Source organism: Halobacillus sp. B29, from assembly GCF_052246755.1.
Lineage (GTDB): Bacteria > Bacillota > Bacilli > Bacillales > Halobacillaceae > Halobacillus > Halobacillus halophilus.
The window spans coordinates 195524-217482 of the sequence record NZ_JBQQCM010000007.1; the positions used below are offsets into that span (position 1 = coordinate 195524).

The following is a 21959-nucleotide window of genomic DNA, read 5'->3' on the forward strand; positions in this document are numbered from 1 at the left end:
ATCAAATGAGTAAGAAGGACAAAAAGCCGGATAATCAGTTTAAAGAAAATAAAAACAAAGGCGAGAAAAGAAACGGCCGGCTGGCTCAGTTCAAAAACCATAGCACAGAATTTGGTATGTCTGACAATGAATATATCGATAAGGATCGATTACCGGATCGAGATCTAGATGACATGTAAAGAGGGCGTACGCCCTCTTTTTTAGTAGGCTCTGATAAAGTTTACTGTTGATCTTTCATAAGAAGCTTATTACGCAATAGGGCCGGATTGTGGAAGACTCAGTTTCGAGATATTTTATGAGAGGAAAGGCCCTGCGGGGGACGATTCGCTTTCCGTGGGCATGTGCTGAGCCTCCTCAGTCTTCGACTTCCGGGGTCTCACCGATCATGTTTATCCCACAGGAGTCTCACCGTCCCCCTCCGGACCTGGATGAAATGAGAGGCTCGAAACATTGGCAAAAATTACTTGGATAGGAAATATAAAAATTATGTAACGAGTTCCTGTTTTCTCTAGTTTTTGTTAGAAAATGCCTGATACCACTGGATTTAGAAAGGTTCAACTCCAACACCTGCACTTCTAAAGAAGGGTCCGTTCCCCACCAACCCTTGTCCCCATTTTAGTAACGGGCACAACTATCTTGAATTCGAGTCTTCAAGTAATGGGAGTTTTACCTTAAAATCATCACGAATTTAGCAAAGCCTTTTAGTAAGAATGATCAGAGCTGAGTAGATCCTGATAAATGTATGTAGTTGTAAATAAATAAAGACTCTACTAATGAAATTCACTAGTAGAGCCTTTATAGTCTGTTTATCGAGTTTTATTTACACTTACTACATTGTCTTCCTTCTCAGAAGAAGCAGCTGCTTCTTCTTCAGATTCAGTTAATTCGTCTTTTGCTTCTTTAGCCTTGGTGCCTGCTTCCTGCAGGTCCTCTCCAGCATCTTTCGCTGTGGAGATGATTTCTTCGGACTCTTCTTTAATGTCCTGTACTTTATCGGAAATCTCTTTACCCTGATTGTTGAACACTTCTTGAATCGTGGAAATCGCTTCGTTTGTAATGTTTACGACTCTTTTTACGCGAGTCATAATGTCATCTTTTTTACCTGATGGATCTTCTTTTACTTCAGAAGCAAATCCGGTTACAGAATCTTTAGTGGAGCGGGAACCTTCTTTCAGACGCTGTCTTTCCTGAGGATCCTTAATTAGAATAAAAGCTCCACCGATTACGGCACCTGTAATAATTGCAAGTGGAAGTTTTCTGCCGCTTCCGCGTTTAGATTGATTTTGAGTTTGAGTCGTTTGATTATTTTCCATGTTTGATTTCCCCTTTGTATTAGTTTTAGCTTTTCTTTGCAGCTCTTGTCTCGCTGACTGTATGTTCCTGTACTTCTCTTTGCCCGTTTCTACGAAATTGTCTTTCTTGCGTTCAAACTTCATTTTATAAACAGAGGGGCTTTTCTTAAGTGATTGAGCACTTATACCACTTAAGGCACCTACAGATAAACCAGTTAGCCAGTCTCTTTTACTCATGATTGACCTCCTGTACTAGCCGTTTTTAACTCTTTCCGTTTTTGTGTTAAATAATAGGTAAGAGCAAGAGCGCCGTAAATACCGCGCCAGCCTTCTTCGTTAATTTTCTGTTCACCCTCGTGCGTACTTTCCTTCATGGAATGAGTCATATCCACGAGTGAGGATGTCAGCTTTCTGGAAGATTCCCCGATATCGCCGACGATATAGAAAAGAGGGCTCAGGGCACGTATCTTCTCATTTACATCTGCTAAGGTATCATTACCATTGTTAAGAACGTTCGAAGTTTCTTTCATAACGGAGTCCAATTGTTCCGGGAGCTGATCGACGGTTTTGCGAACTCCTCCAAGAACATTGGCTAAATTATTCAATGCTTTAATTAAAAATATGGAGACAATTGCAAAAGCTATCCCTATGATAAGTACGCCAATTCCTAAATAGTCCATTGTGTAAGCCTCGCTTTCCTATTTTCTTTGAGTTCTTTTCCATTTCATATACAGATTGAGAGCTGCATCGCCCCATCGCATGGCTTGAGCCACCTGGTCATCTCTCTTATTGGATGCATGAGCGACACTTTCACTCATTCCCTGTAAGGATTGATTCACATTCCCAACTGTTGAACCGACGTTTTGTAAGGAACTTACCAATCCGTTCAATGACTGGGTCTTATTTTCAAAGTCTGCTGCAATGTTGTTTGTTTTCTTTAATAAGCTTTCTGATTCCGTTGTAATCCCCTGCATCTGTCCTTCTACTTTTTCAAGAGTAGTAGAGACACTCGACATTGTACTGGATGCTGCTTTCAATGTCTTCACCACAAATATGGCAATTAAAGCAAAGGATATTGCGATAATCAGTAAACTGATCCCTGCTAATGACATAACCACTCACCTCTTCATTCGTTTACTCTGTCTTTACCACTAAATAATTTTGGTGAAACCAATTTATTACCATAATCTTTATTACAATAATGTTACCATAAAAGGATGCTGGTAATATCCTCCACCTCAGGTCATCCAATTATTGTAAATTACAAAATAAGGTTTTTAGGTTGGGTTATAGTGGAATAGGAGGAGTAAATCGGTGTAAGCGCTTACTATAAAGGCTTATTTAGCATTTGGCTCCAATTCGAGCAATATTTACGGAAGCAGGCAAAATTCGACAAAACTTTTCAGAAAATTTTTATTAAATTCAATTGTAAAAGCTAATCTTGGATTTTATGATAAGAATATAGCGGAAATTAGCATGAATTCTTGCTTTAGCGAACAAACTATATTTCTAATCGATAGAGGAGTGATGGTGTGGCCAATGAATCAACGCTAGAACACGATATCTACTTATTTCATGAAGGAAATCTCCGGTATAGTTACCGGCTTCTTGGGGCTCACCCGGATGTACAGGACGGAGTAGAAGGTATTCGTTTTGCAGTCTGGGCGCCCAATGCTGTACAAGTAAGTGTGGTAGGTATATTTAATGAATGGGACGGAAGACAGAATCCTATGGAGAAAGTGAACGATAATGGGATATGGATGGCCTTTATTCCGAACCTTGAAAAAGGAACTATATATAAATATGAAATTTTGACGGCTCATGGACATCTTCGTTTAAAAGCTGACCCTTACGCTTTTTCCAGCGAATTGCGCCCCGATACGGCTTCCGTTGTCTATCCTCTTGATAACTATACATGGAATGACGATGAATGGATGAAGGAACGAAAAGCTCAAAATATCTATGAATCTCCTGTATCCATCTATGAGCTTCATTTAGGTTCATGGAAGTATATTGAACCTGAAGTTTACTACAATTATCGTGAATATGCAGATATGGTTATACCTTATGTTAAGGATCTCGGCTATACACATATCGAACTCCTTCCAATTATGGAACATCCTTTTGACCGTTCCTGGGGCTATCAGACCACTGGTTACTTTGGTGTGACATCACGCTACGGATCGCCGGATGACTTCAAATATTTCGTCGATCAATGTCACCAGCATGGCCTCGGAGTCATTCTCGACTGGGTTCCAGGCCACTTTTGTAAGGATGAACACGGATTAAGACGTTTTGACGGGGAAGCTCTCTATGAATATCAGAACCCGAGCAAAGCGGAAAAGACACAGTGGGGTACGTTAACCTTTGATTTTGGCAGAAGTGAAGTACACAGCTTCTTAATATCCAATGCCATTTACTGGCTGAAAGAGTACCACCTGGATGGTCTGCGTGTCGATGCTGTAGCAAGTATGCTGTATTTAGACTTTGGCAAGAACGAAGGGGAATGGGAGCTGAATGAATATGGAGGCCGTGAAAATATCGAAGCGGTTTCTTTCATTAAGAAGATGAATGAGGCTGTATTTGAAGAAGTTCCAGATACACTCATGATGGCAGAAGAGTCGACTTCGTGGCCATTAGTCAGCTCTCCCACTTATATCGGGGGGCTCGGCTTTAACTATAAATGGAATATGGGCTGGATGAATGACATGCTCAAATATATGGAGACAGACCCGATTCATCGTAAGTACCACCATAATCTCATTACGTTCTCATTGTTCTATGCTTTCTCAGAAAATTTCGTACTACCGATTTCCCATGATGAAGTTGTTCATGGTAAGAAATCGTTATTAAATAAGATGCCGGGCGATTACTGGCAGAAATTCGCAAACTTAAGAGCTTTCTTAGGGTACATGTATGCCCACCCAGGTAAGAAGTTATTATTCATGGGAGGTGAGTTTGGTCAGTTCGATGAATGGAAAGACCTTGAAGATCTTGATTGGGAGCTCCTGGAGTATGACTCCCACGCTGCCACCAAGAATTATATGAAAGAGCTTCACCAACTCTATCTGGACTCGGCTCCTTTGTGGGAGCTCGATCACAAAGAGGAAGGGTTCTCATGGATTGATGCCCAGAATTACGATCAAAGCATTGTATCATTTGCAAGGAACAGCCGTACATCAAACGATCAATTAATTGTGGTATGCAACTTTACTCCTCAGGTTTACCACGATTATAAAGTAGGAGTACCGAAACATGGCTCATACAAAGAAATTTTCTCGAGTGATGCGGAACGCTTCGGAGGTTCAGGGCAGGTCAATGGAGGGCCGCTCGGAACAATTCCTGAACCCTGGCAAGGCCAGGATCAGCATATCACCATGACCATTCCACCGCTCGGTGTGAGCTTCTTGAAGAGAACTTCAGTATCCAAGGAGGAAAATCATGAAAAATAAAGAATGTGTAGCTATGCTGTTAGCTGGAGGACAAGGAACAAGATTAAAATCACTTACCAAAAAGATTGCCAAGCCCGCGGTCTATTTTGGTGGGAAATACAGAATCATCGATTTTCCTTTAAGTAACTGCACAAACTCAAGGATTGATACAGTCGGGGTGCTGACTCAGTATGAGCCTCTTGTTTTAAATGATTATATTGGTATTGGCGCGCCCTGGGATCTCGACCGTAAATATGGCGGAGTATCCGTTCTTCCTCCGTTTATGCAGGCAGAAGGAGGAGGCTGGTATGAAGGAACAGCCAACGCCATTTACAGAAACCTGGAATTCCTGAATCAATACGATCCGGAGCATGTGCTTATTCTTTCCGGTGACCACATTTATAAAATGGATTACAGCGATATGCTTGATTATCATGAAGCTTCCGGCGCAGACGCCACCATTTCCGTCCTGGAAGTGCCGTGGGAAGATGCCAGCCGCTTCGGCATTATGAACACAGAAGAAAATGGCCGAATTGATGAATTTGATGAAAAACCTGAATTTCCGAAGAGTAACCTAGCCTCTATGGGCGTATATATTTTCCGCTGGGACGTGTTGAAACAGTACCTGATCGAAGATGCGGAAAAAGAAGATTCTTCCCATGATTTCGGAAAAGATATTATACCGGCTCTTCTTAAAGATGAGAAGAAGTTAATGGCTTATACCTTTGACGGTTACTGGAAGGATGTTGGTACCGTTGACAGTCTATGGGAAGCCAATATGGATTTGCTTCAGCCTAAACCGGAGCTTAATTTGAATGATCATACATGGAGGATTTATTCCAAAAATCCAAATCAGCCTCCGCAGTATATTGCACCTTCTGCCACAGTCAGGAATGCACTGATTAATGAAGGCTGCCGCATATATGGAACGATTGATACTTCGGTTATCTTTTATGGGGTACATGTTGACGAATCCTCCGTTGTTAAGGATTCCGTAGTCATGCCTGATGTGAAAATCGGTAAAAATGTAAAAATTAATCGCGCTATCATTGCAAAAGGAAGCGTTATCGAGGATGGAGCAGTCATTGGTGATCCTGCCCCGGACAGTGAGATTACGCTTGTAGCAGAAGAAGGCAGCGTCATGGCATCAAGCTATGCTGCTAATAGTTAAGAGGAGGATTCTATGGATCAAATAGCAGGAATTATAAACTTGGATCATGAACAAGATTTATTGGATGAACTAACCTACTTCCGGTGCGGAGCTGCGGTTCCATTTGCCGGACGTTACCGAATGATTGATTTTACGATTTCCAACATGACGAATTCGCGCATTGAATCCGTTGCCGTATTCGCCCGTCGCAAGTACAGATCTCTTATGGACCACCTCGAACAGGGCAAAGCCTGGGATCTTGACCGTAAACGCGGAGGTCTTTTCATTCTTCCGCCGGACTGGAATGATCCAACTGATATTTCCAGGGGAGATCTGCAGCATTTTCATAACAATATAGATTTCCTAAGGCGTACACTTGCTGACTATATTCTAGTCTCGGGTTCCCAGCACATTTGCAACATCAATTTCCAGGATGTGCTTAAAGAGCATAAAGATGTAAACGCTGATGTTACCGTTATTTATAAAAAAGTGGATGAGCTTTATCCCGAGCATCAAATGGCCCATAAACTGGATGTGGATGAAGAAGGCCGGGTAACTTCCATTAACAATGATCATGGGAATACAAATGTTTATATGGATATGTATCTCATTAAAAAAGATTATTTGTATGAATTGGTGGAAGAGTGTATTGCCCATGGGTGCTCGCACTTCTTCCTTGATGGCATTAAAGCCAAGATTCCGGATCTTCACGTCCATGCGTATGAATATGAGGGAGTACATGCTCTCGTGAATTCTGTGGAGAGTTATTACCGTGCCAGTGCCAAGCTGCTTGATGTTGAGCAGCGCGACGAATTATTTAGAGATGAATCCCCTGTCTTAACGAAAGTTAAGAATGAAGCACCTGCTAAGTATGCTGCTTCTTCCAATGTTAATAATACTTTAGTAGCCAATGGCTGTATTATAGAAGGCCATGTGGAAGATAGTATTCTGTTCCGTGGCGTTAAGGTGGGCGAAGGTGCCGTCATTAAAAACTCGATCATTATGCAGCGTTGTGAAATTGAAAGTAATGCGGTCCTGGAAAATGTCATTCTGGATAAAGATTGCAGCATTTCCGAAAGCCGCACACTAATTGGTGCCCCAGAAAAACCATTTGTTTTACCTAAACGAAAAACAATGTAAAATTTTATAAAAAGGGCTGTCTGAACCAATTCATTCTGACAGCCCTTTTTCATCATCATTGCAAGTTTATCGGTCATAATAAGTGAGGTAGTGAACACATAAAGGAGTGAACCACAATGAACATATTGATGATTGGGTCTGAATGCACACCATTTATAAAAACAGGGGGACTGGCGGATGTATTAGGATCTCTGCCTCAATCCTTGAGAGAACAAGGGACAGATGTAAGAGTTGTCCTGCCGAAGTATGAGAATATGGACGACCATTGGAAAATGCAGCTGACTCATCTGGACGAATTGAATGTTCAAATGGGCTGGCGGAACCAATATGCAGGCGTGGAATATATAGAATACGAAGGTGTACCTGTATATTTTATTGATAATGAATACTATTTTAAACGTTCGAACTTGTATGGATATGATGACGAGGCCGAACGATTTGTCTTTTTCAATCGCGCGATCATGGAAATGGTAAACGCGCTGGACTGGCGTCCTGACGTTCTGCACTGCCACGACTGGCAAAGCGGACTGATTCCTGCCTTGTTACATACCCACTATAAGGATGTGGAAAAGTTTCAGGGAATGAAAACGGTCTTTACCATCCATAACCTGAAATACCAGGGAGTTTTTGCCCGTTCAGTTGCCCATGACTTAATGGACTATGATGAGAATATGATGACAGAAGACACGTTCGAATTTTACGGTGATGTCAATTTTATGAAAGGCGCACTGAATTTCGCAGATTTTATTACAACCGTTAGTGAAACTTATGCAAAAGAGATTCAAACGCCCTATTTCGGGGAAAACCTAGACGGAGTATTAAGAAAGCGTTCCAATGAATTAGTCGGTATAGTCAATGGAATTAATGAAGAAAATTATAACCCTATGAATGACGAAGCTCTTGCTTTTCCTTTTCGCAGTTCATTGATTCAAAAAAATCAGAACAAGTTATGGCTTCAGGAGCAGTTAGGTTTACCAGTCAGGCAGGAGGTGCCTATGATTGGCATCGTTTCCAGATTGGTTGAACAAAAAGGATTCGATCTCATCGGCCGCGTGATTGACGATTTACTGTCCGAAGAGGATGTACAAATCGTATTACTGGGTACTGGAGAACATGAATATGAGGAGATGTTTCAATGGGCCCAGGATCGGCACCCTGACAAAATGTCTGCCAATATTACATTTTCGGAACCTCTTTCCCGTCAGATTTATGCGGCAAGCGACATGTTCTTAATGCCGTCAAGATTTGAGCCGTGCGGTATCGGGCAATTAATCGCATTACGTTATCTGACTGCTCCTATTGTCCGGGAGACAGGCGGTTTAGCGGATACGGTGCATCCTTTTGTAGAGGATACGGGAGAAGGGAATGGCTTTACCTTTGAGAATTACAACGCCCACGACATGCTTTATACGATCAGAAGAGCCATCGAAATCTATCATGACCCTGTTTCTTGGGAGAAATTAGTCAATAATATTAGCAAGAGCAAGTTCACATGGGAGACCTCTGCTAATGAGTACTTGGATTTGTATAAATCTATGATCCAGTAGCAGGCGGGATGAGAGGAGACGATAAGGTGACTTTAATGTTCAGCGATAAAGAAGAGTTTAAGGAAGCGTTTAAAGCAAAGCTTGAGACAAAGCTTGGGAAAAAGGCAGAAGAAGCCACAGAGCGCGATGCCTACAAAGCCTTAGGTGCATTAGTTCAGGAAAGAATCAGTAGAAATTGGGTTAAAACGAATGAGGATTACAGGACCAATAAGAATAAGCAGGTCTATTACTTTTCTATGGAGTTTTTAATGGGGCGTCTGCTCGGAAATAATTTACTTAATCTGAAGATGTTATCTCTCGTAGAAGAAGGACTCGACGATTTAGGTCTGAATCTGACCAGTCTTGAGGAGAAGGAACATGATGCGGGGCTTGGAAATGGCGGATTAGGCCGGTTGGCAGCTTGCTTCTTAGATTCACTGGCCTCCATGGAATTAGCTGGTCATGGATATGGGATCCGGTACAGATATGGAATGTTCGAGCAGCATATTATTGACGGCCAGCAGGTTGAACTTCCAGATCACTGGCTGTCCCAGGATTTTATATGGGAAGTCCGTCGCCCTGAAGAAGCGGTGGAAGTCCGGTTTGGCGGTAACGTGGAAGCGGTAAAAAATGAATCGGGTCCTCTTCACTTTGAATATAAAAATTATGAACAGGTTCAGGCGGTACCTTATGATGTTCCGATCGCAGGCTATAACAATGATACAGTTAATACGCTGCGACTATGGTCGGCCGAGCCAATCGTGGAGAACACGTTAAGAAAAGCCGAAATCGAAAATAATTCTGCTTCCTTTTTAGACTATAAACGGGAGCTTGAGTCTATTTCTTCCTTCCTGTACCCGGACGATTCGACGGATGAAGGAAAGAGACTGCGACTGAAGCAGGAATACTTCCTGGTGTCTGCAGGGGTTCAGTCTGTCATACGCTCGTTTGAACGTCTGGATCTGCCTTGGACATCTTTCCCAGATAAAGCTGCTCTTCATATCAACGATACACATCCTGCCCTTGTCATTCCTGAATTAATGCGCATCTTAATGGATGAAAAAGGTTTAGGGTGGGAAGAAGCCTGGGATCTTACGCAATCATCAGTTTCTTATACGAACCATACAACACTCAGTGAAGCCCTGGAGGCATGGCCTGTAGATATGGTCCGCTCTCTCCTTCCCCGCATTTTTATGATTATCGATGAGATTAATGAGCGTTTTTGCCAGGATCTATGGCGTACGTACCCTGGAGATTTTGACAGGATTGCTGATCTTGCCATCGTGGCTGACGGGCAAGTGAAAATGGCTCATTTATCTATTGTGGGCAGTCATAGTGTCAACGGAGTAGCGAAACTCCACACAGAAATTTTAAAGAAACGGGAAATGAAGCGGTTTTATGACACCTTTCCTGAACGCTTCAATAATAAGACGAACGGCATCACTCACAGAAGATGGCTGATGCACGCCAATAAACCTTTGAGTTCTGCCATCACGGAAGCCATTGGCGACAGCTGGATGGAGCAGCCTAAACGATTAGAAGATCTGTTGAATAAACAGGAAGATCACTCATTCTTAGATCGTTTACATGATATTAAACAGGAAAATAAACAAAAACTAGTTGACTGGGTTCAAGAGACTCAGGGGATCGCCGTAGATCCCGCCTCGATATTTGACGTCCACATTAAAAGGCTTCATGGCTATAAACGCCAGCTGCTGAACGCACTCCACATTATGCATTTGTACAATGAGATTAAATACGATCCTACGTTGGATATTGTACCTAGAACCTTTTTCTTTGGGGCTAAGGCAGCCTCGAGCTACCATTTTGCTAAAAAGGTGATTCAGCTGATTAATCGAATCGCGCATGTCGTCAACAATGACCGTGACGTGAAAGATAAAATTAAAGTAGTCTTTTTACCTAACTATTCCGTATCGATTGCTGAGCGCGTCATTCCAGCCAGTAATGTGAGTGAACAAATTTCAACGGCCAGTAAGGAAGCTTCCGGAACAGGAAACATGAAGTTCATGATGAACGGAGCGTTAACGGTTGGAACCATGGATGGAGCGAATGTGGAAATCCATGATCTGGTCGGAGACGATAATATCTATACATTCGGAATGAGTTCAGAAGAAGTATTAGAGTATTACCGTAATGGAAGCTATTCCTCTAGAGAAATTTATGAAAATGACTCAAGAGTAAGACACACCTTAGACCAGCTGGTGCACTATAGTCCTTTTTCAAAGGGAGAAACCGACTTCCAGGAAATCTATGACGCACTGCTTACCTACAACGATGAGTTCTTTGTACTAAAAGATTTTGCCAGCTATCTCTTTACTCAACAAAAAGTGAGCCGGGATTTTCTGAATCAGCGGGAATGGAACAAGAAGAGTCTAATCAACATTGCGAAATCCGGAAAGTTCTCCAGTGATCGAACGATCCAGGAGTACGCAACTGATATTTGGCAGATCCAGCGCACACGAATGTTAAAGTGAGGTCTTAGGGGGAATTTATGTGAAACACAAGGACATCTATCATAATAGTTTTGACTTAGTCTATAGAGAACCTTTTGGTGCTGCACCAAAAGGTTCCAAAGTATCATTATCCATTGATATTCACAATCGGTTTGAAGTGTCTCATGTTATTCTTCATTACATTCTTGATAAAACCGATACAGAAAAAACGAAAAAGATGGATCTGTACAGCGAGGAGCATCAGTTCGATTCGTATGAAACGTCGATTACGATGCCGGATGAACCTCAGTTAATCTGGTACTTTTTCGAAATTATACTGACGGACCATACCTTGTTTTACGGTCGTGAGAATATCTTTGAAAGCGGAGAAGGAACCATATATGACCATGTTCCGCCTTCCTGGCAGATTACGGTTTACAATCCCGAGTACGAGACACCTGACTGGTGGAAAAACGCCACGATGTACCAAATCTTCCCGGACCGATTCTTTGCGGGAGGAGAAATAGATTCCAAAAAGGCTCCCAAAACAAGCTTAATTCATGCTCATTGGGAAAATGATCCTTTCTATATTCGAAATGAACGAGGAGAGGTTGTACGCTGGGACTTTTTCGGAGGCAACTTGCAGGGAATTCAGGAAAAGTTAGACTATATTGCTTCTCTTGGAGTTACCGTTATCTATTTAAATCCGATCTTTGAAGCTGAAAGTAACCACCGGTATGACACCGGTGATTATCATAAAATTGATCGCCTGCTCGGAACCAAAGAGGAATTTGAGCAGTTAATTAAGGAAGCCGCTGACCGGGGCATCGAAATCATGCTCGACGGTGTTTTCAGCCATACAGGCAGTAACAGTATTTATTTTAATAGGGAAAATCAATATGACTCTTTAGGAGCCTATCAATCTAAGGAATCTCCGTATTATACCTGGTACACGTTCCATCACTATCCAGATGACTATGACGCCTGGTGGGGAGTAGGAACACTTCCAACGCTCAATAAAGAAAATGAAGACTACCAACGCTTTTTAGTCGATGATGAAAACAGTGTCATCCAGTCGTGGCAAAGGTCAGGGGTAAAGCACTGGCGTCTGGACGTCGCCGATGAGCTGACGGACGATCTGATTAAGAAGCTTTACCAGCAATTGAAAAAAGAGGACAAATCAAGCGTTCTTCTAGGGGAAGTATGGGAAGACGCTTCGAATAAAAGTTCGTATGGAAACCGCAGAGATTATTTTCTTGGTGGCGTACTTGACTCGGTGATGAACTACCCACTTCGAAGAATTATGCTCGACTTTATGAAAGGCGATGTAGATGCGTTCTTTGTGAACCGTCGGCTGACCACACTCAATGAACACTATCCACAGCAATATTTTTACGCGTTAATGAACATGCTCTCGAGTCATGATGTGGAGCGTATTATCACGATGCTGCACGACTACCTGCCGGACGATATGGATGAGGAGCACCGGGTAAACATTAACCGGGCGCAGGTAAAAGGCCTGAGCTTATGGCTGTATACATTTCCCGGAATTCCTTCCCTCTATTACGGAGATGAAGCTGGAGTTGACGGGGGAGCTGACCCGGATAACCGTAAGCCCTATCCATGGGGCAACGAGGAGCGGGATTTGCTGAAATGGTATAAACAAATTGGAAAATGGCGCAAAGAACACCCTGTGCTGCGGACCGGTCACTGGAAACCGCATGATCTGCATGAAGATCTATTCGGCTTTGAAAGATGGATTGACAATGGAGTAGATGCTTTTGGACATGAGGCGCATGATGAACATATGGTCTATCTATTTAACCGTAATATTACAGAGAAGCGAACCGCCCATATTCCGATCCGAAAAGGAAAATGGCAGGCTCTGCAAAATAAAAAGCGCATCTTCAGTTCAAAGAAAGGAAATCTTTCTATTGAATTAAATCCCAGCGAATGTATTCTGCTGAGATTTATGCAGTAAGAGAGGAGTATATACGATGGGTTTTTTCGATGAATTAATGGGAAATGCGAGTGAAGCGAATATTGAAAAGCTGGAAGAACAGCTGGATGATATTCTAGTAGACTATGAAGAAATTGAAAGCGGCTTTAAAGTACTTCGGGACTTATTTGTTTTTACTGATAGACGCTTGCTGCTCGTAGATAAGCAGGGAATGACAGGAAAGAAAGTAGAATACCACTCCATCCCTTATAAAAGTATTACGCACTTCAGCGTAGAAACGGCTGGAAGTTTTGACTTAGATTCAGAATTGAAAATTTGGATTTCAGGATCTAGTGAACCGATCGGGAAGCTTTTCAAAAAGAACAGCCCGATTGAAGATGTACAGAAAACGTTAGCTTCCCACGTTCTTTAATGAATTGTTTCACGTGGAACATTTGTAAAGAATTATTTTTTGCCGGTACCCATGTACCGGCTTTTTTATTTGGCTATGTTAAACGTCGTTGCTGATGTTACTAAAGAAGGGGAAAGCTCTGAGGGGTAAAAATTCAACTAGTAATACCATGTCCTGTGGCAATGCAGAACGACCCTGCATTCGTGCATGGCCGAAACCGATCCTTACAAAATCGCGAATGTTTATTAAATAATCAAACTGGCACTTTACAGACTATCGATCTTTATTTGTCTTGTCCCTTCTTGAAAATTCTTGTAATTTCCTGCAATATAAAAAGAAAGACTTATAAACTTGAAAGCGTTATCATATCGAGGAGGATATTGGTGTGAACCTTAATTTGACCCAGACTCAGACCGTTGGATTAGTAATGACCCCCGAGATACGTCAAGCCATTTCCTTACTGCAGTACTCTACCACCGATTTGTGGGAATATTTAGAGGAGCAGGCTTTAGAAAACCCCGTTCTTACTATAGATGAAGTACCGGCAGCCCCAAACAGTACAGGTAGTAAAATCAATAAAACGATGCCTTCTAATCCGGTGGAATACTTTGCTGCCTACGAAAAAGGGTGGAGAGAAAAGCTGGTAGATCAAGTTAACTGGCTGGAGGTAGAAGAAGATTTAAAAGAAATCAGCCGTTTCTTACTGCTCAATTTAGATGAACAAGGCTATCTTCGAATAACAATTGAAGAAATTGCAGGCCATCTATCCTTTTCCAAGGAGAAAATAGAGCAGGCTCTTCAGCTTATCAAGAAGTTAGAACCCTGTGGTTTAGGATGCTTTACGATGCAGGAATATCTCCTCTACCAATTAAACAAGAAGTACCCGGAAGACCAGTGGATGTATGACGTCGTTTCCAATCATCTGAACGACCTGGCTGAGAGGCGGTGGAGCAAGATTGCGAAACAAGCCGGTGTTTCTACCGGTCGGATCCAGAGTGTTTTTGCTGTACTAAAAACGCTGCAGCCCCATCCATTAACCGGAATTTATGGAGAGACAACCTCCTATTTAACTCCGGATTTAATGGTAAAGAAAGAGCAGGGGGCGTTTAAACTGACCTACATCCCATCAATTGCCTCTTCGGTCAGAATGGATCCTTCCATTGCGGATTTATCCGTTGGTTCCCCCCAGGCTCAACCTTATGTAGATAATTGTTATAAACAAGCATCCTGGCTGATCAGAAGTTTGGAGCAAAGAAAGGAAACCATCCTGAAAGTGGCCGAAGTCATTATTGAAAAACAGACCACTTTTTTAGAGGGCGGATCTCTACGGCCCATGACACTTAAGGAAGTCGCAGAGAAAATTAACATGCACGAGTCAACCGTGAGCCGTGCCGTAGCTAATAAAGCGATTCAAACACCACTAGGCGTGTACGAGCTTAAATTTTTCTTTAGTTCTGCGCTTAGCAAAGATCAAGAAGATACGGTGTCGGCAAGTCACGTTAAATCACTCATAAAAGGTCTTATTGATGAAGAAGATAAAAAACGGCCGGTGTCTGATCAGAAATTGGCTGATCAACTTAAAAACGATAGTGAGATCATGATTTCCAGGAGAACGGTAGCTAAATACCGAGAAGCGATGGGAATTCTGTCTTCTTCCAAAAGGAAAGAGTAAATCCTTCTTCTAATCTTCCATTTTCACCCTTATCCTGAATTTATAAGGTTAATAATCTTCCAGAAAGGGGAAAGGATACTAAAAGGATGGTTAGACAGGAGGGTTATTTTTTTATGAAAAAGTTAGTCAGTTACGTAAAAGAACTCGTCCATGAGTTTCAAAAAGATAATATTCCGATATTGGGTGCTGCCCAGGCCTATTATTACTTACTTGCTATAGTTCCTATGATTATTTTACTGCTCTCGATTCTTCCTTATATGAACATAGAAGCAGAAACCGCCATTAATGCTCTTGGTAAGGTTATTCCTAGTGACACGGCAGAAGTATTTCGTGAAAATATTATCAGTATTGTCGAGCAGCCTAAAGGCGGGCTCTTAACGGTTGGTATTCTCGGTACGTTGTGGTCGGCTTCCAATGGAGTAAATGCGTTTATCCAGTCGGCTAACCAGGCTTACAATGTAGAAGAAACTCGTTCTTTTATTAAAGTAAGGTTGTTATCCATCGTATTAACGCTTGGTATGATTTTAGCCATTGTAGTTGCGCTCGTTCTTCCTGTTTTTGGCGATGTGTTAATCAACTTTATGAATAATACATTTAACCTGCCAAGCCAGACGGTTATTATCTTTCAATTATTGAGATGGGTGATTAGTGTATTAGTTATTGGAGCAATTTTAATGGCTTTATATCATTTTGCCCCGAACAAAAACATACCATTTAAGCATATTCTTCCTGGAGCCATTATTACGGCTGCTTTATGGCAGATTATCTCTCTTGCGTTTTCTTTCTATGTTAGTAATTTCGCCAACTATTCAGCTACGTATGGAAGTCTCGGAGGTATCATTATTTTAATGCTGTGGTTCTTCTTAACCGGTATTATCTTAATGGTCGGTGCTGAAATTAATGTGATTTATCACCGTCGTCGTGATGATCACAACCGCAAAGCTGCATAAACAAAAAAGACCAGTCCACTCAAAGGAACTGGTCTTTTTTGCTGGTCTTGTTAATTTTAATGTTGTTAGTACGTAAGAAGCTTATTAAACAATAGGGGCCGAGTAGTTGAAGACTCGATTTCGAGATATCTTAGGTCAGTTGCTGATATAGAGAGGGGCTGGCTGCGGAAACAACTCGCTTTCCTGCGGGGGAACTGGCAAGCCTCCTCAGTCGTAATCAGGGATCCTGTACGTGAGAGACCGGTGACCGAACGTTTAATAATACGATATAATTGCCTTTCAGAAACAGGAAGATCCGTAGCCACCACCACCATCACCGAGCCTTTGTCAGCCTCATTTGAAACTTCGACATGCCGGCTCAACTGCTCCCCTACAGGCTTGCCATTCACTAGCAGATCACCCATACGTCCAAAGTTAGTGAGAACGAGGACCCCGATCGTGTAGGTGCCGTGATGGAGTTCAACCAGACGGGAAGAAGAACCCACACCTCCTTTTAAGGAATAACAAACCATGCCTCTTCCGGCTCCCACGCTTCCTTCAGGAAATTCGAAGGATGCATCTTCCAGTGCCTGGATCACATGCTCCTTTTCTATGGATAGGTCTCTAATATCATTTAAGATCATGTCATTGCATTCTCCCACCACAGGGTTCACACTTCCCGTCGATCGCCCAATCTCGGGGTTTCGTTCGAGCATGTATTCAATCAATGCCTCTGAGGCCGTCCCTATACCCAATGTACTAGTCAGAAGAATCGGAGTTTCCAGGGTCCCTAATTCATTCATTTGAACCGTTCCCATCGTTTTTCCGAACCCGTTGATAATGTAGTTGGATGCTATCAATTTTTCTTTAAAAATATTCCCCTCATGCGGCAGGATGGCTGTAACTCCTGTTTGAGTACTTCCTTCACTTAATGTGCAATGTCCTACCCGGACTCCTTCTACATCCGTGATGGCGTTACGTCTTCCGGTACTTAGTGTTCCTATATCAATTCCAAAATCTCTTATTCTCAGCTGGCTCATTGTAACGTCTCCTTTCTCTTTTTACTGCTTTCGAAAAAACATCGTGAAACTCCTTTATTTTTTAAAGTGTATATTCATCCGGTGAGAGGTGTATATATACAAAATTCTTGTTCAATAAGACAATAAAAAGGTGATGATCGTAAAAAAATTAAGAAAATTTTTCAAGAAATACAAAGGTTTATGATTGCGCTTACACTATCTAAATGAATGTGTTCAAGCATATTTTGAATGGTTTCATTTTTGTGAAAATATACGCAAATACTGTCACGAAAGCGTGAATCATCTAATTTTTCATGATATACTTGTAAGAAACTAAAAAGACAGAATTTTTTAATTTCTACTTTTGACCTACAAGAATAAGTCCGCTAGGGGGAATGAATATGCAAAAAAACGGCTACCCTGTACCGCAGGGCCTTTATCATCCTGAGAATGAACATGAAGCTTGTGGCATAGGCATGATTGCGAATATTGATGGAACGAAAAGTCACAGCATTGTTGAAAATGCGATTACTATACTTTGTAACCTGGAACACCGCGGAGGACAATCCGCTGATATCAGTACTGGTGATGGAGCGGGAATTCTAACCCAGATCCCTCATTACTTCTTTAAAAAGCAGTGTGAGAAAGAAGATATTGAACTACCGGAACCGGGAGAGTATGGAATTGGGATGTTCTTCCTTCCAGAAGATCACGATACTCGAATGGAATGCAAGCGCATCTTCGAAAGAATTGTGGAAGAGGAAGGACAAACCTTCTTAGGCTGGCGTACTGTACCAATCAATGATTCATTTGTGGGGGACGATGCTAAGAAGACGAAACCATTCATCCGCCAGGGATTTGTTGCGCCTTCAGAAAATATCAAGACGCAAATGGACCTGGAGCGCCGCTTGTACATTATTAGAAAGCGTGCGGAAATTGAGATAGCTGGTAAAGAAGGCTACGACGATTTCTATATGAGCAGTCTGTCTTCCAATACGATTGTTTATAAAGGGATGCTGATTCCAGAACAGTTGGATTCCTTCTATATAGATTTGAACCACCCCGACTTTAAAACGGCTCTGGCTTTAGTCCATTCCCGTTTTAGTACGAATACATTCCCGAGTTGGAAACGTTCACACCCGAACCGATTTACCATTCACAACGGGGAGTTTAATACATTAAGAGGTAACGTTAACTGGATGAGAGCTCGTCAGGAGCTTTGCAGTTCTGAGTATTTCAGTGAAGAGGACCTCCAGAAGATTCTGCCGATCATTGACTCAGAGGGCAGTGACTCTTCTATGTTTGATAATGCTTTTGAATTTCTTTATTTATCAGGACGCTCCCTTGCTCATACAGCCATGATGATGGTTCCTGAGCCATGGGCAAATGACGATACCATCCATGAAGATAAGAAGAGCTTTTATGAATACCATAGTACGTTAATGGAGCCATGGGACGGCCCGGCAGCCCTTGCTTACACCAATGGAAAGCAAATTGGTGCTTGTTTGGACCGGAATGGTTTAAGACCGGCAAGATACTACGTCACAAAAGACGGAATGATTGTGCTTGGTTCAGAGGTAGGGGCTCTGGATATCTTTGCGGACGATATTTTGTATAAAGATCGTCTCCACCCAGGAAAGATGCTCCTCGTGGACTTAGAAGAAGGCAAAATTATTCCGGATGAAGAAATCAAACTCCAAACTGCCAGGGAACATCCTTATCAGGATTGGATTGACAACCATAAGTATGATTTGGAAGATTTACCGGAACCAACGGAAGAGCACCGTCCAGTAAATCCATTAATCGATCAGCAGCTCGCTTTTGGATACACAACAGAAGAATTAAATAAAATTATTGTTCCTTTAGTATCCAGTCAGAAGGATCCTGTAGGTTCTATGGGATATGACTCCCCGCTTGCTGTTCTATCTAAAAAACCACAGCTGTTATACAGCTATTTTAAACAACTGTTTGCACAGGTGACCAACCCGCCGATTGACGCCATTCGTGAGAAATTAATTACAATGGTAGAAACCACGATCGGAGCTGAAGGGAATTTAGTAGAACCGAAACCGGACAGCTGCCGCCAGATCAGGCTGGAAACTCCCGTGTTAACGAACCGTCAACTGGAACAGCTGCGTCAGCAGTCATTAAAAGGATTTGAAGCTCGCACTTTATCCATCTTATTTGAAGCAAAAGAAAACAAGATGGAGCGGGCCCTGGATCGTTTGTTTGAAGAGGCTGATCAAGCTGTAGAAGAAGGGACGACTCTCCTCATCCTGTCTGACAGAGGCGTTAATGCAGGGGAAGCCGCTATTCCTGCTCTTTTAGCTGTGTCCGGTCTTCACCATCACTTAATCCGTCAAGGAACGAGGACGAAAGTCAGTCTGTTAATCGAATCCGGGGAACCTAGAGAAGTTCACCACCATGCCGCTTTATTAGGCTATGGAGCTGAAGGGATCAATCCTTATTTGGCCTATGACACCATCCGCGACCTTGTAGACCGCGGTGATATACAGGTAGACTCCTATGAAGCTGCGGTACAAACATACGTTAAATCCGCAACAGACGGAATTATTAAAGTCCTTTCGAAAATGGGTATATCCACGATTCAAAGTTACCGCGGTGCTCAAATTTTCGAAGCTGTCGGTATCCAAAAGGATGTAGTCGATAAATACTTTACGCGTACAGCGTCCCGTCTTGGCGGAATTGGGTTGGATATTATTGAAAAAGAAGTATTAATGAGACATGAGAAAGCTTATACAGAAAATCGTGGAGGCAACCGTAAGTTAGAAGCGGGAGATGAATTCCAGTACCGTGAAAACGGAGAGGATCATCAGTATAATCCGCAGACGATTGCTACACTCCAGCACGCTTGCCGAAGCAATGACTATGATCTTTTCAAACAATATTCCAACATGCTGACAGATGAGAAGAATAATCTTCAGTCACTTCGAGGCTTGTTGTCCTTTAAGAGTCGTCCATCGGTGCCAATTGAGGAAGTTGAATCTGTAGAAGATATTTGCAGCCGTTTCAAAACAGGTGCCATGTCTTATGGTTCGATCAGTCAGGAGGCGCATGAGGCGTTAGCCATCGCTATGAACCGTGTCGGCGGAAGCAGTAACACGGGAGAGGGCGGAGAAGATCCGGATCGTTTTACTCCTGACGATAACGGTGACACCCGCCGAAGCTCCATCAAGCAGGTAGCTTCCGGACGCTTCGGAGTAACGAGTCACTATTTAGTTAACGCAGATGAAATTCAAATAAAAATAGCTCAAGGTGCAAAACCGGGAGAAGGCGGACACCTTCCTGGTAAAAAAGTGTATCCGTGGATTGCAGAAGTACGCGGATCTACACCTGGTGTTGAGTTGATCTCACCTCCGCCGCACCATGACATTTATTCAATCGAGGACCTTGCAGAATTGATCTACAATTTGAAGAACGCGAACCCTAAAGCACGCGTAAGTGTGAAGCTTGTTTCAGCGGTTGGTGTAGGTACGATTGCAGCCGGTGTTGCTAAAGGCCGGGCGGACCTGGTTCTAATCAGCGGCTATGACGGGGGAACCGGAGCGGCTCCGCGAACAAGTATTAAACATACAGGTCTCCCGTGGGAAATCGGCCTTGCCGAAACGCACCAGACCCTTGTACTGGACCGTCTCCGTGACCGGATTGTCGTGGAAACGGACGGGAAAATGATGACAGGGCGCGATGTAGTCGTTGCGACCTTGCTTGGAGCTGAAGAATATGGATTCTCTACAGCCCCGCTTGTCGTATTAGGCTGCGTCATGATGCGTGTATGCCACCTGAACACATGTCCAGTAGGAGTGGCGACACAGGATCCTGAGCTCCGGAAGAAATTCACGGGTGAAGCGGATCACCTGGAGAACTTCATGCGTTTTATCGCGCAAGAAGCAAGAGAATTAATGGCGGAGCTTGGTTTCCGTACGATTAATGAAATGATCGGTCGTACCGATGTGCTGCAGGCGAACGAAGCGATTGACCACTGGAAAGCTAAAGGTGTCGACTTATCAGCACTTCTTTATCAGCCTGTTGTACCTGATAACTATGGACGCTATGCGATTAGAAAACAGGACCACGGTCTTGAGAAAACACTCGACGTGGAAGAACTGATTCCACTTTGTAAAAAAGCGATTGAAACAGGTGAGCCTGTTGAAGGAACAGGTTCCATTCGAAATATTCACCGGGTTACCGGAACCATATTGGGAAGTGAAATCACCCGCAAATATGGAGCGGAAGGTCTTCCGGAAGACACCATCCGTCTGACCTTTAAGGGCTCAGCCGGCCAGAGCTTCGGTGCTTTTATCCCGAAAGGAATGACGCTTAGACTCGTCGGGGACGCCAATGATTACGTCGGAAAAGGACTGTCCGGAGGTAAGATCATTGTACATCCATCTCCTAGATCTACTTTCGTTCCAGAAGAAAACACGATTATCGGGAACGTTTCATTCTATGGAGCTTCTGGTGGAGAAGCCTATATAAATGGACTTGCAGGTGAGCGTTTCTGCGTGCGGAATAGTGGAGCAGAAGTAGTCGTTGAAGGAGTAGGAGACCATGCATGTGAGTACATGACTGGTGGAAAAGTGGTCGTTCTTGGGGGAACGGGCCGCAACTTCGCCGCCGGAATGTCTGGTGGAGTCGCTTACGTGCTGGACGAAACCGAAGAAGTTTTTGAGACAAAATGCAACCACGAACTCGTTCATACTCAAAAACTGACGGACTCTAAGGAAATTCAAGAGCTCTATGAAATGATCGAGAAGCATATGTCTTATACCAATAGCACAAATGCCCAGCGGATTTTGAATAATTGGGATGCCTTCGTTTCCAAGTTTGTGCGTGTCATACCGACGGATTATCTTGCTATGCAAGAACGTATCCAAAGTTTAAGAGAAGAAGGCATGGAGAAATTTGATGCTGAAATGACCGCATTTGAAGAAAGTAATAAGCCAGTAGAAACAGTAAAATAACAACAGAGGGGGAG

15 protein-coding genes are annotated in these 21959 nt (G+C 42.8%); 11 read left to right on the top strand and 4 right to left on the bottom strand.

What is annotated here, in order from left to right:
• The first annotated feature begins 5 nt into the window (after positions 1 to 5).
• Complete coding sequence (locus ACTWP7_RS11175) at positions 6 to 179, top strand: hypothetical protein (RefSeq protein ID WP_443123242.1); 174 nt, start codon at positions 6 to 8, stop codon at positions 177 to 179.
• Between the two features lie 627 nt (positions 180 to 806).
• Here the strand turns inward: ACTWP7_RS11175 and ACTWP7_RS11180 are convergent.
• Genes ACTWP7_RS11180 through ACTWP7_RS11190 form a run of 3 tightly spaced genes read right to left on the bottom strand, consistent with a single transcriptional unit; the run spans position 807 to position 2404 of the window.
• Positions 807 to 1529 (bottom strand): hypothetical protein, encoded by a 723-nt coding sequence (locus tag ACTWP7_RS11180; protein ID WP_443123243.1) that lies wholly within the window; start codon positions 1527 to 1529, stop codon positions 807 to 809.
• Complete coding sequence (locus ACTWP7_RS11185; protein WP_443123244.1) at positions 1526 to 1972, bottom strand: DUF948 domain-containing protein; 447 nt, start codon at positions 1970 to 1972, stop codon at positions 1526 to 1528. Before ACTWP7_RS11185 ends, ACTWP7_RS11180 begins: the two co-directional genes overlap by 4 nt.
• 18 nt (positions 1973 to 1990) lie before the next feature.
• The gene (locus ACTWP7_RS11190) at positions 1991 to 2404 is read right to left on the bottom strand and encodes a DUF948 domain-containing protein (protein WP_014645215.1); all 414 of its coding nucleotides are present in this window, start codon (positions 2402 to 2404) and stop codon (positions 1991 to 1993) included.
• 420 nt (positions 2405 to 2824) lie between these two features.
• Here ACTWP7_RS11190 and glgB point away from each other — a divergent pair, with 420 nt between their 5' ends.
• The 9 genes from glgB (at position 2825) to ACTWP7_RS11235 (ending at position 15965) form a co-directional block, all read left to right on the top strand.
• Positions 2825 to 4744, top strand: coding sequence for a 1,4-alpha-glucan branching protein GlgB (glgB, locus tag ACTWP7_RS11195; RefSeq protein WP_443123245.1), 1920 nt, complete (start codon positions 2825 to 2827; stop codon positions 4742 to 4744).
• Positions 4734 to 5894, top strand: coding sequence for a glucose-1-phosphate adenylyltransferase (locus ACTWP7_RS11200; protein ID WP_443123246.1), 1161 nt, complete (start codon positions 4734 to 4736; stop codon positions 5892 to 5894). The genes glgB and ACTWP7_RS11200 overlap by 11 nt, the downstream gene beginning before the upstream one ends.
• A 12-nt stretch (positions 5895 to 5906) precedes the next feature.
• Positions 5907 to 7013 carry a glucose-1-phosphate adenylyltransferase subunit GlgD gene (gene glgD, locus ACTWP7_RS11205; RefSeq protein ID WP_443123247.1) on the top strand — a complete coding sequence of 369 codons (1107 nt, stop codon included), beginning with the start codon at positions 5907 to 5909 and terminating at the stop codon, positions 7011 to 7013.
• Positions 7014 to 7129: 116 nt separating this feature from the next.
• Positions 7130 to 8560 carry a glycogen synthase GlgA gene (glgA, locus tag ACTWP7_RS11210; RefSeq protein WP_443123248.1) on the top strand — a complete coding sequence of 477 codons (1431 nt, stop codon included), beginning with the start codon at positions 7130 to 7132 and terminating at the stop codon, positions 8558 to 8560.
• Between the two features lie 35 nt (positions 8561 to 8595).
• Positions 8596 to 11034: a glycogen/starch/alpha-glucan phosphorylase gene (locus ACTWP7_RS11215; RefSeq protein WP_443123276.1), complete on the top strand. Its 2439-nt coding sequence runs from the start codon at positions 8596 to 8598 to the stop codon at positions 11032 to 11034.
• Between the two features lie 19 nt (positions 11035 to 11053).
• On the top strand, positions 11054 to 12973 hold the full coding sequence (locus tag ACTWP7_RS11220) for a glycoside hydrolase family 13 protein (RefSeq protein ID WP_443123249.1): 1920 nt from the start codon (positions 11054 to 11056) through the stop codon (positions 12971 to 12973).
• Between the two features lie 16 nt (positions 12974 to 12989).
• Positions 12990 to 13364: a PH domain-containing protein gene (locus ACTWP7_RS11225; protein WP_014645208.1), complete on the top strand. Its 375-nt coding sequence runs from the start codon at positions 12990 to 12992 to the stop codon at positions 13362 to 13364.
• 364 nt (positions 13365 to 13728) lie between these two features.
• Positions 13729 to 15015: an RNA polymerase factor sigma-54 gene (gene rpoN, locus ACTWP7_RS11230; protein WP_443123250.1), complete on the top strand. Its 1287-nt coding sequence runs from the start codon at positions 13729 to 13731 to the stop codon at positions 15013 to 15015.
• Positions 15016 to 15128: 113 nt separating this feature from the next.
• Positions 15129 to 15965, top strand: coding sequence for a YihY/virulence factor BrkB family protein (locus tag ACTWP7_RS11235; RefSeq protein WP_443123251.1), 837 nt, complete (start codon positions 15129 to 15131; stop codon positions 15963 to 15965).
• Positions 15966 to 16030: 65 nt separating this feature from the next.
• Here the strand turns inward: ACTWP7_RS11235 and ACTWP7_RS11240 are convergent, their stop codons facing one another.
• A complete protein-coding gene (locus tag ACTWP7_RS11240) occupies positions 16031 to 16984 on the bottom strand; it encodes a P1 family peptidase (RefSeq protein WP_443123252.1) in 954 nt (317 codons plus the stop codon).
• Between the two features lie 380 nt (positions 16985 to 17364).
• Here ACTWP7_RS11240 and gltB point away from each other — a divergent pair, with 380 nt between their 5' ends.
• The gene (gene gltB, locus ACTWP7_RS11245) at positions 17365 to 21945 is read left to right on the top strand and encodes a glutamate synthase large subunit (RefSeq protein ID WP_443123253.1); all 4581 of its coding nucleotides are present in this window, start codon (positions 17365 to 17367) and stop codon (positions 21943 to 21945) included.
• Positions 21946 to 21959 lie beyond the last annotated feature (14 nt).

Bases quoted from the DNA above. Each gene is read 5' to 3' on its own strand.
- ACTWP7_RS11215 (WP_443123276.1), top strand. From the start codon at position 8,596: ATGTTCAGCGATAAAGAAGAGTTTAAGGAAGCGTTTAAAGCAAAGCTT.
- ACTWP7_RS11200 (WP_443123246.1), top strand. From the start codon at position 4,734: ATGAAAAATAAAGAATGTGTAGCTATGCTGTTAGCTGGAGGACAAGGA.
- ACTWP7_RS11175 (WP_443123242.1), top strand. From the start codon at position 6: ATGAGTAAGAAGGACAAAAAGCCGGATAATCAGTTTAAAGAAAATAAA.
- glgA (WP_443123248.1), top strand. From the start codon at position 7,130: ATGAACATATTGATGATTGGGTCTGAATGCACACCATTTATAAAAACA.
- ACTWP7_RS11225 (WP_014645208.1), top strand. From the start codon at position 12,990: ATGGGTTTTTTCGATGAATTAATGGGAAATGCGAGTGAAGCGAATATT.
- ACTWP7_RS11190 (WP_014645215.1), bottom strand. From the start codon at position 2,404: ATGTCATTAGCAGGGATCAGTTTACTGATTATCGCAATATCCTTTGCT.
- ACTWP7_RS11235 (WP_443123251.1), top strand. From the start codon at position 15,129: ATGAAAAAGTTAGTCAGTTACGTAAAAGAACTCGTCCATGAGTTTCAA.
- glgD (WP_443123247.1), top strand. From the start codon at position 5,907: ATGGATCAAATAGCAGGAATTATAAACTTGGATCATGAACAAGATTTA.
- ACTWP7_RS11185 (WP_443123244.1), bottom strand. From the start codon at position 1,972: ATGGACTATTTAGGAATTGGCGTACTTATCATAGGGATAGCTTTTGCA.
- gltB (WP_443123253.1), top strand. From the start codon at position 17,365: ATGCAAAAAAACGGCTACCCTGTACCGCAGGGCCTTTATCATCCTGAG.
- ACTWP7_RS11180 (WP_443123243.1), bottom strand. From the start codon at position 1,529: ATGAGTAAAAGAGACTGGCTAACTGGTTTATCTGTAGGTGCCTTAAGT.
- ACTWP7_RS11240 (WP_443123252.1), bottom strand. From the start codon at position 16,984: ATGAGCCAGCTGAGAATAAGAGATTTTGGAATTGATATAGGAACACTA.